We start from the raw sequence: 13,261 nt of genomic DNA, 5'->3' as shown, positions 1-13,261 counted from the left end.
GGGCGTGGTCCGGCGAATGAGCGGGAGCGGGTGCTGTGCGAGGCTTTCGCGGAGGTCCTGGGGGTGTCCGAGGTCGGCGTCGAGGACGACTTCTTCGCCCTCGGCGGCCACTCCCTCCTCGCCGTCCGCCTGGCCAACCGGGTCCGCACACTGCTGAACGTCGAGGTGGAGATCGCCATGCTGTTCGACGCCCCGACGCCGGCCGGCCTCGCCGGCCGACTCGCGGAGGAGACACAACCGGCATCGACCAGGCCGGCTCTGCGGCCGAGGCGCAGCCAGGAGGAGTCCTGATGATTCCGTTGTCATTCGCGCAGCAGCGGCTCTGGTTCATCTCCCAGCTTGAGGGGCCGAGCGCCACGTACAACGTTCCGGTGGTGCTTCCGCTGGACGGGAAGGTCGGCAGGGAGGCGCTGAACGCCGCGCTGCGGGACGTCATCGGTCGGCACGAGGTGCTGCGCACGGTGTTCGACACCGTCGAGGGCGAGCCGCACCAGCGGGTCCTCGACCTCGACGACCTGGAGTGGGAACTGAGGGTCGTCGAGGTCGGGCCGGCCGAGCTCGAGGCCGCGGTCGAGGCCGCCGAGGGATACACCTTCGACCTGGCGGCCGAAGTCCCGATTCGCGCCGAGCTGCTGGTCGTCTCCCCGGACGAGCAGGTTCTGGTGGTGGTGCTCCACCACATCGCGAGCGACGGCTGGTCGATGGGGCCGTTCACACGGGACCTCATGACGGCTTACGAGGCCCGGTGCGAAGGGCGTGCGCCGAGCTGGGAGCCCCTGCCGGTGCAGTACACGGACTACGCGCTCTGGCAGCGCGAGCTGCTGGGGGACGCGGACGACCCGTCCAGCCTGCTGGGTCGCCAACTGAGCCACTGGCGAGACGCGTTGGCCGGGCTTCCGGAAGAGCTGGCGCTGCCCTTCGACCACCCGCGTCCGGCGGTGGCCTCGTACCGTGGCCACCGGGTGCTGCTGGAGATTTCGGCGCAGACACATGCCCGGCTGCTGGAGCTGGCGCGCGCCGAGGGCGTCACGGCGTTCATGGTGCTGCAGGCGGCCCTCGCGGTCCTGTTGTCCCGCCTCGGCGCGGGGACGGACATCCCGATCGGTACGGATGTGGCCGGGCGGACGGACGAGGCGCTGGACGACCTGGTCGGCTTCTTCGTCAACACCCTGGTGCTGCGGACCGACCTGTCCGGTGACCCGACGTTCCGCGAACTGCTGAGCCGGGTGCGGGCGACGAGCCTGGCCGCGTTCGGGCACCAGGATGTGCCGTTCGAGAAGCTGGTCGAGGAGCTGGCCCCGGCGCGGTCGCTGTCGCGGCACCCGCTGTTCCAGGTGATGCTGACCCTGCAGAACGCCGCGCGCACGGTCCTGGACGGGGAGCGCATCGAAGTCTCGGCATCGGCCCCGGCGGGGGCGTCGGTGGCGAAGTTCGACCTGGAGGTCTCGTTCACGGAGGTCTTCGGGCCGGACGGCGCGCCGTCCGGGATCCGGGGCTCGGTGAAGGCGGCGGACCTCTTCGACGCGCAGACGGTCGTCGATCTCGCCGACTGTCTGGGGCGCGTGGTGGACACTCTGACGGGTGCGCCGGAGTTGCTGTTGAGCGGTGTGCCGGTGGTGGACGGGTCGGGTGCGGAGGTGGTGTTCCCGGGCCGGGGCCGGGTGGCGTTGGCCGTGGACGGTGGTGCGGTGGGTCAGCGGGCCGGTTCGGTGGCGGACCGTCGGCTGGTGGCCTATGTGGTGCCCGTGCCGGGTGCGGAGGTCGATGCGGCGGAGCTGCGGGCGTTCGTGCGGGAGCAGTTGCCGGAGTCGATGGTGCCGGCGGGTGTGGTGCTGCTGGACGAGTTGCCGTTGACGGCGAACGGCAAGGTGGACACGGGCAGGCTGCCTGCGCCGTCGGAGTACCCCACGGGCACCGGGCGGGGCCCGTCGAACGCGCGTGAGGAGATCCTGTGCGCCGCGTTCGCCGACGTCCTCGGACTGGAGAGCGCGGGCGTCGACGACGACTTCTTCGCCCTCGGCGGCCACTCCCTCCTAGCCGTCAGGCTGGTCGAGCGGCTGCGCGTGCAGGGCGTGACCGTGCCGGTGCGGGCGCTCTTCGAGGCACCGACCCCGGCCGGGCTGGCCTTGGCGGCGGACGCCGGGCGGGTGCCGACGCCGGAGAACCTGATCCCGGTCGGCGCGACCGAGATCACGCCTCAGATGCTGCCGCTGGTGGACCTCACGGCCGAGGAGGTCGCGCGGGTCGTCGCCACCGTGAACGACGGCCCGGCCAACATCGCGGACATCTATCCGCTCGGACCGCTGCAGGAGGGCCTGCTCTTCCACCACCTGATGGCGGACGGCGGCGACGACGCCTATGTGCTGCCCGCGGTCCTGGAGTTCGACTCGCGCGCCAGGCTCGACGCGTTCATGGAGGCGTTCCAGAACGTGCTCGACCGGCACGACATCTTCCGAACCTCGATCGCCTGGGAGGGGCTGCCGGAGCCCGTCCAGGTGGTGTGGCGCCACGCACCGATACCGATCACGGACGTGACCCTCGACCCGCGGAGTGAGGACCTGGTCGCGGATCTGGTCGCGGCCGCCGGTCTGTCGATGGACCTGCGCCGGGCACCGCTGATCACGGCGCACCGAGCTGTCGTTCCCGGCAGCGGCCGCTGGCTCGCGCTGGTTCGGGTGCACCACATGGTGCAGGACCACATGGCGCTGGAACTGCTGCTCTCGGAGGTCACCGCCTTCCTCACCGGCCGTGGCGCGGACCTCCCCGAGCCGATGCCCTTCCGGAACTTCGTGGCGCAGTCCCGCGACGAGGCCGAACGAGCCGGACACGAGCGGTACTTTGCCGAGCTGCTGGGCGACCTCGACGAGACGACCGCCCCGTTCGGGGTCACGGACGTCCACGGTGACGGTGCGGCTGTGACGCGCCGGGTGGTGCCCTTTTCGCAGGAGTCCGAGCGCCGGTTGCGCGAGACCGCGCGCCGACTGCGAGTGAGCGCGGCGACCGTCCTGCACGTGGCCTGGGCACGGGCAGTCGGGGCGATGTCCGGCCGGGACGACGTGGTCTTCGGGACTGTGCTGTTCGGCAGGATGACCGGCGCCGGCGCCGGTCAGGTGCCCGGGCCGTTCATCAACACGCTTCCGGTGCGCGTCCGTACGGCCGAGACCGGGGTCCTGACGGCGGTGTCGCAGATGCGCGCGCAACTGGCACAGTTGGTCCAGCATGAGCACGCCCCGCTCGCAACCGCCCAGCAGGCCAGTGGACTTGCGGCCGAGTCACCTCTCTTCACCGCCTTCCTCAACTACCGCCACAACAACGGCGGGGGCGAGGAACGGCCAGTGGAGGAGCAGCCGGACGACCTGGGCATCCGCCTGCTGTATGCGCGCGAGCGCACCAACTACCCGCTCAGTGTCGCGGTGGACGACGACGGTGAAGGTCTCGCGCTGACGGTCGACGCGGTCGGCGTGATCGATCCCGAGGCGGTCGGAGTGCTGGTGCGCACGGCTGCAGAGCAGCTGGTGTCGGCGCTGGAGGTGGCGCTGGACGGCGGCCCGGAGCCGCAGTTGGGCGAGGTGCGGGTCCTGGACGGGCCGGTCCTGCACCGAGTGCTGGTGGAGTGGAATGACACGGCGGTGGAGGCGGAGGCCTCGACGCTGCCGGGGTTGTTCGAGGCGCAGGTGGCGAGGACGCCGGACGCGACCGCGGTGGTGTTCGACGGTACTGAGGTGTCGTACGGGGAGCTCGATGCGCGGACGAATCGTCTGGCCCGGTTGCTGGTGGGGCGTGGTGTCGGTCCGGAGTCCGTGGTCGGGGTGGTGATGGAGCGTGGTGTCGACCTGGTGGTGGCCCTATTGGCGGTGGTGAAGGCCGGTGGGGCGTATCTGCCGATCGACCCGGAGTACCCGGCTGAGCGGGTCGGTTTCGTGCTGTCGGACGCGGGTGTGTCGCTGGTGGTGTCGCATTCGGCGGTTGCGGAGGTGGTGCCGGCGGGCGTGTCGGTGGTGGCGGTCGACGAGCCTTCTGTGGTCGAGGAGTTGGCGGGTGTTGACGGTTCGCCGCTGGGTGTGGGCGTTGCGACCGGGAATGCGGCGTATGTGATCTACACGTCGGGTTCGACGGGCGTGCCGAAGGGCGTGGTGGTCTCGCACGGGGCGTTGGTGAACCACCTGATCGGTGTGGGTGAGCGGGTGCCGCTGGATGGTGGTGACCGTTTGGTGGCGGTGACGACGGTGGCGTTCGACATCGCGGCGCTTGAATTGTTCCTGCCGCTGGTGTCGGGGGCGTCGGTGGTCGTCGCATCGAGGGATGTGGTGCGGGATCCGGCCGCGTTGACGGGACTGGTGGCTTCGTCGGGAGCGACGGTGTTGCAGGCGGTTCCGTCCCTGTGGCGGGCGCTGCTCGACACGGGCGGCCGGCCCGCCGGCGTTCGGGCGCTGGTCGGTGGCGAGGCGCTGCCGCATGAGCTGGCGCAGCGGTTCACGGACCTCGAGATCGGGGCGGTGAACCTGTATGGGCCGACCGAGGCGACGGTGTGGGCCACCTCGGCCGAGGTCACCGCTGGTGAGGTGTCGGTGGGCCGGCCGTTCGCCAACATGGGGGCGTATGTGCTGGATGCGCGGATGAGCCCGGTGCCGGTGGGTGTTGAGGGCGAACTGTATCTGGCGGGGGCGCAGTTGGCGCGCGGCTATGCGGGGCGCCCGGGTCTGACGGCGGGACGTTTCGTGGCATCGCCGTACGCATCGGGGGAGCGGCTGTACCGGACCGGGGACGTGGCCCGCTGGCGCGCGGACGGTGAGCTGGAGTGCCTGGGCCGTACGGACGACCAGGTGAAGGTGCGCGGCTTCCGTATCGAGCTGGGTGAGGTGGAGGCCGTCCTGGAGCGTCATGCGGGCGTGGCCCAGGCTGTGGCGACGGTCCGTCGCGACACCTCCGACGATGCTGTGCTGGTCGCCTACCTGGTCCCCCGGGGGGTCCTGGACATGGCCGCGCTGCGTGCGGACCTGAGTCGGAACCTCCCCGCCTATATGGCGCCCTCCGCGTTCGTCGTCCTCGACGAACTGCCGCTGACCGCGAACGGCAAGGTGGACCGCAAGGCCCTGCCCGCCCCCGACTTCGCGCCCGGCTCCGGACGCGGCCCGGACAACGTCCGCGAAGAGATCCTGTGCGCCGCGTTCGCCGAGGTCCTCGGCCGGGAGAGCGTGGGTGTCGACGACGACTTCTTCGCACTCGGCGGCCACTCCCTCCTCGCCGTCAGGCTGATCAGCCGGCTGCAGGCCCAGGGTGTCGCGCTGTCGGTGCGGGCTGTGTTCGACAGTCCCACGCCGGCCGGCCTCGCTCGCTCGGCGGGCATGAAGCAGGCGGAGGTGCCGGACAACCTGATCCCGGCGGACGCGACCGCGATCACCCCCGAGATGCTTCCCCTCGTCGACCTGGGCATCGAGGAGATCGAGCGCGTCATCGCCACCGTGGAGGGCGGCGCCGCGAACATCGCGGACGTCTACCCGCTCGCCCCGCTCCAGGAGGGCCTGCTCTTCCACCACCTGCTCGCCGACGGCGGAGACGACGCCTACGTCCAGCCGACCGTCCTGGAGTTCGATTCGCGCGAAGTGCTGGACCGGTTCACCGAGGCGCTCCAGCACGTGCTGGACCGACACGACATCCTTCGGACCGGCATCGTCTGGGACGGGCTGCGGGAGCCCGTCCAGGTGGTGTGGCGCAAGGCCTTGCTCCCGGTTCGGGAAGTGTCGCTCGAGCCCCGCAGCAGCGACCCGTTGACCGAGTTGGCCGCGACCGTCGGGCTGTCGATGGACCTGTCCCGGGCGCCCCTGGTCGAGTTGTACACGGCCGTCGGCTCCCAGGGGCGTTGGCTCGGGCTTGTGCGAGTCCATCACATGGTGCAGGACCACACCGCGCTGGAGGTGCTGCTGGGCGAGATCGAGGCGTTCCTCACCGGCCACGGCGACAAGCTGCCGGAGCCGCTGCCGTTCCGTGACTTCGTGGCGCAGGCGCGCGGCGGGGTCCCGCGGTCGGAGCACGAACGCTACTTCGCCGAGCTGTTGGGTGATGTCACCGAACCGACGGCTCCCTACGGGCTGACCGACGTGCGCGGCGTCGGCGCCGGTGCCGAAAACGCGGCCAGGTCGCTGGCGCCCGAGCTGGACGCACGGCTGCGGGCCGTCTCGCGCACGCTGGGTGCCAGCGTGGCGACCGTCATGCATGTGGCCTGGGCGCGGGTACTGGGCGTGATCAGCGGCCGGGACGATGTGGTGTTCGGGACGGTTTTGTTCGGCCGGATGAACGGTGGAGCCGGTGCCGACCGCGTACCCGGCCCGTTCATCAACACGCTCCCGCTACGGGTACGGACGGACGAGCTCGGTGTCCTGGGTGCGGTGTCCGCGATGCGTGGCCAACTGGCGCAGCTGCTCGAACACGAGCACGCGCCGCTCGCCCTCGCACAGCAGGCCAGCGGACTCACCGGTGGCTCGCCGTTGTTCACCTCCTTCCTCAACTACCGCCATGCCGCCGATCAAGTGGGTGCCCCACCGGTGGCGAAGGAGTCGGCCGACGACGAGGCCTGGGGGATCCGGACCCTTCTCTCCCGGGAGACGACCAACTACCCGCTCGCGGTGGCCGTGAACGACAACGGACGGGCGATCCGGATATCTGTCGACGCTGTGGCGCCGGCGGATCCAGCCGCCGTGGCTGCGCTGGTGTGTACGGCCGTCGAGGGTCTGGTGTCGGCGCTGGAGGCCGCGCTGGGCTGCGAAACGGAAGCGCCGTTGAACTCCGTGCCGGTCCTGGACGAGACGGGGCTGCACCAGGTCGTGAGTGAGTGGAACGACACGGCGGTGGAGGTCGAGGCATCGACTCTGCCGGGGTTGTTCGAGGCGCAGGTGGTGCGGACGCCGGATGCGGTGGCCGTGGTGTTCGAGGGCGTGGAGGTGTCGTACGCGGAGTTGGATGCGCGGGCGAACCGGCTGGCGCGGTTGCTGGTGGGCCGTGGTGTGGGTCCGGAGTCGGTGGTCGGTGTCGCGTTGGAGCGCGGGGTCGAGATGGTGGTGGCGCTGCTGGCGGTGGTGAAGGCCGGGGGCGCGTATCTGCCCATCGACCCGGGGCTTCCGGCGGACCGGGTGACGTACATGGTGGAGACCGCCGGCGCGGACGTTGTGGTGTCGTCGTTGGAGGCGGCCGGTGTGGTGCCGGCCGGGGTCGGCCGGGTGGATGTGGACTCGGACGCGGTGGATGAGGAACTGGCGGGGCTGTCGGGTGCGTCACCGGGCGTGGAGGTGCTACCTGCGCATCCGGCGTATGTGATCTTCACGTCGGGTTCGACGGGTCGGCCCAAGGGCGTGGCCGTCTCGCACGAGGGCATCGTCAACCGGCTGGCGTGGATGCAGCAGCGGTTCGAGCTTTCGGGCGCGGACCGTGTGGTGCAGAAGACGCCGTTTGGTTTCGACGTGTCGGTGTGGGAGTTCTTCTGGCCGTTGTCGGTGGGTGCCGCTCTGGTGGTGGCGCGGCCGGAGGGCCACAGGGATCCGGCCTATCTGGCCGCTCTGGTGCGGGAGCAGAGGGTGACGACGGCCCACTTCGTGCCGTCGATGCTCGAGGCGTTCCTGGCGGACCCTGCAGCAGCGGACTGCGCGCACGTCCTACGGCGGGTGGTGTGCTCGGGCGAGGCTCTGACGGCCTCCGTCCGGGACCGGTTCTTCGTTGCTCTCCCGGGTGTGGAGTTGCACAACCTTTACGGGCCCACCGAGGCGTCGGTCGACGTGACGGCGTGGCGGTGCGAGCCGGGCGTCGAGGGTGGTGCGGTGCCGATCGGTGGGCCGGTGGCGAACACGCAGGTGTTCGTCCTGGACGGTGGATTGCGGCCGGTGCCGGTGGGCGTTGCGGGTGAACTGTATCTGGCAGGCGTGCAGTTGGCGCGTGGTTACGCCGCGCGGCCGGGTCTGACGGCGGAGCGATTCGTCGCCTCGCCGTATGGGACGGGCGAGCGGCTCTACCGCACCGGTGACGTGGCGCGCTGGAACGCGAACGGCGCGGTCGAGTTCCTTGGCCGCGCGGACGAGCAGGTCAAGATCCGCGGTTTCCGGATCGAGCCCGGTGAGGTCCAGGCCGTGATCGTCGGCCACCCGCAGGTCGCACAGGCCGCCGTCGTCGCCCGCGAGGACATCCCGGGCGACCTTCGGCTCGTCGCCTACGTCGTTCCGGAACCGGACGGCGGCGATGTCGGAGAACTCACCGCCGCGATTGCCGAGTTCACGTCGAACCGGCTACCGGCGCACATGGTCCCGTCGGCGGTCGTCGTCCTGGACGGGCTGCCGGTGTCGGTGAACGGCAAGCTGGATCGCAAGGCGCTGCCCGCCCCCGAGTACAGGAGCGGTGCCGGCCGAGCACCGGCCGATGCACGGGAAGAGATCCTGTGCACCCTGTTCGCCGATGTCCTCGGGCTTGAGGACGTCGGTGTCGACGACGACTTCTTCGCACTCGGCGGGCACTCCCTGCTCGCTGTGCGACTCATCAGCCGGATCCGGGCGGCTCTGGGCATCGAGGCGCCGTTGCAGGCGCTTGTGCAGGCACCGACGGTGGCCGGACTGGCACAGCAGCTCGGACATCAAAAATCAGCTAGGCCGGCGTTGCGGCCGATGCGCAACCAGGAGGATTCCTGATGATCCCGTTGTCTTTCGCGCAGCGCCGCCTGTGGTTCCTCTCGCAGCTCGAAGGCCCGAGCGCCACCTACAACATTCCGATCGCCCGTCGCCTGCCGGGCCAGGTCGACATCGATGCGCTGAACGCGGCCCTGCGGGATGTGATCGGACGCCACGAGGTACTTCGCACGGTCTACCCGACGGCCGACGGTGAGCCGTATCAGCGCATCCTGAAGCTGGAGGAGCTGGACTGGGAGTTGGCGGTGGCCGACCTGGCAGCCACTGAAATCGACGCCCGCGTCGCCGAGTTGGAGGCCTACGCGTTCGATCTGGCCGCCGAGGTGCCGATCCGTGCGGCGCTGCTCCGGGCCGGTCCGCAGGACCAGGTGCTGGTCGTGGTCGTCCACCACATCGCGAGCGACGGCTGGTCGATGGGGCCGCTGCTGCGGGACGTGACGACGGCCTACGCCGCCCGTACCGAAGGCCGGGCCCCCGAGTGGGAACCGCTGCCCGTCCAGTACGCGGACTACACCCTGTGGCAGCGCGAACTGCTCGGCGACGAGCAGGACCCCGACAGCATGATGGCGCGTCAGATCTCCTACTGGCGTGATCATCTGTCCGGCGTGCCCGAGGAGCTTGCCCTGCCCTTCGACCGCGTCCGCCCCGTCGTGGCCTCGCACCGCGGCCACGGCGTGCCGCTGGAGATCCCGGCAGCGGTCCATGCCCGGCTCGCCGAGGTGGCGCGCGCCGAGGACGCCACGGTCTTCATGGTCCTCCAGGCCGCACTGGCGGTCGTACTGTCCCGTCTGGGCGCGGGTACGGACATCCCCATCGGCACGGCGGTCGCCGGGCGCACCGATGTCGCGCTGGACGACCTGGTCGGCTTCTTCGTCAACACCCTGGTGCTGCGGACGGACCTGTCCGGTGACCCGACCTTCACCGAGGTGCTCGCACGCGCGCGGCAGACCGGGTGGGACGCCCTCGCGCACCAGGAGGTGCCGTTCGAGAAGCTGGTCGAGGAACTTGCCCCGGCCCGCTCCCTGGCTCGGCACCCGCTGGTCCAGGTGATGCTGACCGTCCACAACAACGACCGGATCGTGTCGGAGCGCACGGGCTCCGAGTCCGGCGGTTCGGCGCCGGACGAAGTGGTCGACGTGCGGGCGGCAAAGTTCGACCTCGAACTTGACTTCGTCGAGGTGTTCGACCAGGACGGCGCTCCGGCGGGCCTCCGCGGCTCGTTGACCGCCTCCGTGGACCTTTTCGAGCGCGGCTCCGTCGCGCGGCTCGCGACGCGTGTTCGACGGGCGCTCGAGTTGCTGGTCGTCGAACCGACGACCCGGGTGAGCGGCGTTGAGCTGCTCGATGCTGCCGAGCGGCGGCGGGTCTTGGTGGAGTGGAACGACACGGCGGTGGAGGTCGAGCCGTCGACTCTGCCGGGGTTGTTCGAGGCGCAGGTGGTGCGGACGCCGGATGCGGTGGCCGTGGTGTTCGAGGGCGCGGAGGTGTCGTACGCGGAGTTGGATGCGCGGGCGAACCGGCTGGCGCGGTTGCTGGTGGGCCGTGGTGTGGGTCCGGAGTCGGTGGTCGGTGTCGCGTTGGAGCGCGGGGTCGAGATGGTGGTGGCGCTGCTGGCGGTGGTGAAGGCCGGGGGCGCGTATCTGCCCATCGACCCGGGGCTTCCGGCGGACCGGGTGACGTACATGGTGGAGACCGCCGGCGCGGACGTCGTGGTGTCGACGGGCTCGCCGGCGGTTGTGGCGCCAGGCGGGGTTTCGACGGTGCTGCTGGACGAGCATGTGGTCGTTCAGGAGTTGGCGGGGCTGTCGGGTGCGTCGCTGGGCGTGGACGTACTGCCTGCGCATCCGGCGTATGTGATCTTCACGTCGGGTTCGACGGGTCGGCCCAAGGGCGTGGTCGTCTCGCACGAGGGCATCGTCAACCGGCTGGCGTGGATGCAGGAGCGCTTCGGGCTTTCGGGCGCGGACCGTGTGGTGCAGAAGACTCCGTTCGGGTTCGACGTGTCGGTGTGGGAGTTCTTCTGGCCGTTGTCGGTGGGTGCCGCTCTGGTGGTGGCGCGGCCGGAGGGCCACAGGGACCCGGCCTATCTGGCCGCTCTGGTGCGGGAGCAGGGGGTGACGACGGCCCACTTCGTGCCGTCGATGCTCGAGGCGTTCCTGGCGGACCCGGCAGCAGCGGACTGCGCGGACGTGCTGCGATGGGTGGTGTGCTCGGGTGAGGCGCTGACACCGGCCGTCCGCGACCGGCTGTTCGCGGTTTTGCCCGGTGTGGAGCTGCACAACCTGTACGGGCCCACCGAAGCCTCGGTCGACGCCACGGCGTGGCGGTGCGAACCGGGTGCCGGGGACGGTCCGGTGCCGATCGGCGGGCCGGTGGCGAACACGAAGCTGTTCGTACTGGACGGGGCGATGAATCCGGTGCCGATCGGGGTCGCCGGCGAGCTGTATCTCTCGGGTGTGCAGCTGGCGCGTGGGTACGCCAACCGGGTCGGCCTGACGGCGGAGCGGTTCGTCGCCTCGCCGTTCGGAACGGGTGAGCGCCTGTATCGCACGGGCGACATGGCCCGCTGGAACGCCGACGGCGTCGTCGAGTTCCTGGGACGCGCCGACGACCAGGTGAAGATCCGGGGATTCCGGATCGAGCCGGGCGAGATCCAGGCCGTGATCGTCGGCCACCCGCAGGTCGCGCAGGCCGCCGTCGTCGCCCGCGAGGACATTCCCGGTGACATCCGTCTGGTCGCCTACGTCGTCAAGGAAGGTGACGGTACCGAGCTGCCCGAGGTTGTCCGCCAGTTTGTGGCCGCCCGGCTGCCTGAGTACATGGTTCCGTCGGCGGTGGTGGTCCTGGATGCGTTGCCGTTGTCGGTGAACGGGAAGCTGGACCGCAAGGCGCTGCCGGTGCCGGAGTACACGACCGGCTCGGGTCGGGGCCCGGCGAGCGTGCGTGAGGAGATCCTCTGCGGCGCCTTCGCCGAAGTCCTCGGTGTGGACGACGTCGGTGTGGACGACGACTTCTTCCGCCTCGGTGGTCACTCCCTCCTCGCGATTCGGCTGGTGGAGGTGCTGCGTCGGCGGGGTGTGTCGGTCTCGGTACGGGCGCTGTTCCAGACGCCGACCCCTGCCGGGCTGGCCCTGGCTGTGAGCGCCGACCGGGTCGTCGTGCCGCAGAACCTGATTCCGGACGGCGCGAGCGTGATCACGCCGGAGATGCTCCCGCTGGTGGACCTGACCGCCGACGAGGTCGAGCGGGTCGTCGCCACCGTCGACGGTGGCGCGGCCAACGTCGCCGACGTCTACCCGCTCGCCCCGCTCCAGGAGGGCCTGCTCTTCCACCACCTGCTCGCCGACGGCGGCGACGACGCCTATGTGCTGCCGTCGGTGCTCGAGTTCGCCTCGCGCGAGCAGCTGGATGCCTTCACGAACGCGCTGCAGAGCGTGATCGACCGGCACGACATCTTCCGCACCTCGTTCGTCTGGGAGGGATTGCGCGAGCCGGTCCAGGTGGTGTGGCGCAAGGCCGTTTTGCCGGTCGTCGAGCTGACGCTGGACCCGCAGGCCGCCGACCCGGTGGGCGCGTTGGTCGCCGCCGTCGGCTCGACGATGGATCTGCGCCGGGCGCCGTTGTTCAGCGTGCATGCCGCGGCCAGGCCGGACGCTGACCGGTGGCTCGGCCTGGTGCGGGTGCACCACCTCGTACAGGACCACACCGCGTTGGAGGTGCTGCTCCGAGAGGTCGAAGCGTTCCTGACCGGCGAGGGTGGCGACCTGCCGGAGCCGCTGCCGTTCCGTACCTTCGTGGCACACGCACGCGGCGGAACCGAACACGAGGCCCACGAGCGGTATTTCGCGGAACTGCTCGGCGACATCACGGAACCCACAGCCCCTTACGGACTGGTGGACATCCGCGGGGCCGGTGCCCATGTGGTGCGTGAGGTTGTGCCGTTCGCGCCTGCTGCCGAGGCGCGGCTGCGAGAGGTTGCACGGCGCCTGGGCGTGAGCACGGCGACTCTGATGCACGTCGCATGGGCCCGGACGCTGGCTGTGGTCGGCGGTCGCGACGACGTGGTCTTCGGGACGATCCTGTTCGGCCGCATGAACGCCGGTGCGGGCGCCGACCGCATGCCGGGCCCGCTGATCAACACGCTGCCGGTGCGGGTGCGGACGGATGAACTCGGCGTGCTGGGTGCGGTGTCGGCGATGCGGAGTCAGCTCGCGGAGCTGCTGGAGCACGAGCACGCGCCGCTCACCTTGGCACAGAGCGCAAGCGGGATCCCGGGCGACGCGCCGCTGTTCACCGCCCTGTTCAACTATCGGCACAACGCCGTCCAGGAAGTCGGCGAGGAGGCTGTCCAGGCCCTCGACGAGGCCCTGGACAGCGGCAGCGGCGCGGCCGACGGCATGAGGCTGGTGTTCTCGCGCGAACGGACCAACTACCCGCTCGCTGTCTCGGTCGATGACGATGGTGAGAGCCGTGGTCTGTCGCTGGCGGTGGACGCGGTGTCCTCGATCGATCCGGGGCCGGTCGGTGTGCTGGTGCGTACGGCTGCGGAGAACCTGGTGTCGGCGTTGGAGGTGGCGCTGGACGGTGGTCCGGAGGTG

3 protein-coding genes are annotated in these 13,261 nt (G+C 70.6%); all 3 read left to right on the top strand.

Annotation, left to right across the window (positions count from 1 at the left end; translation table 11 throughout):
* Positions 1-291: phosphopantetheine-binding protein (locus AAW14_RS38405; protein ID WP_265569112.1), on the top strand; the 291-nt coding region annotated here is incomplete at its 5' end.
* On the top strand, positions 291-8,666 hold the full coding sequence (locus AAW14_RS38400; protein ID WP_265569111.1) for a non-ribosomal peptide synthetase: 8,376 nt from the start codon (positions 291-293) through the stop codon (positions 8,664-8,666). The genes AAW14_RS38405 and AAW14_RS38400, both read left to right, overlap by 1 nt.
* On the top strand, positions 8,666-13,261 hold a 4,596-nt coding region (locus AAW14_RS38395), incomplete at its 3' end, for a non-ribosomal peptide synthetase (RefSeq protein ID WP_265569110.1). The genes AAW14_RS38400 and AAW14_RS38395, both read left to right, overlap by 1 nt.

Origin of the sequence: Streptomyces hygroscopicus, assembly GCF_026168105.1 — a bacterium.
Taxonomy (GTDB): Bacteria; Actinomycetota; Actinomycetes; order Streptomycetales; family Streptomycetaceae; genus Streptomyces; species Streptomyces hygroscopicus_D.
This window is presented reverse-complemented; position numbering and strand designations above follow the sequence as displayed.

Coding starts and splice junctions, on each gene's coding strand:
- AAW14_RS38400 (WP_265569111.1), top strand. CDS start 291: ATGATTCCGTTGTCATTCGCGCAGCAGCGGCTCTGGTTCATCTCCCAG.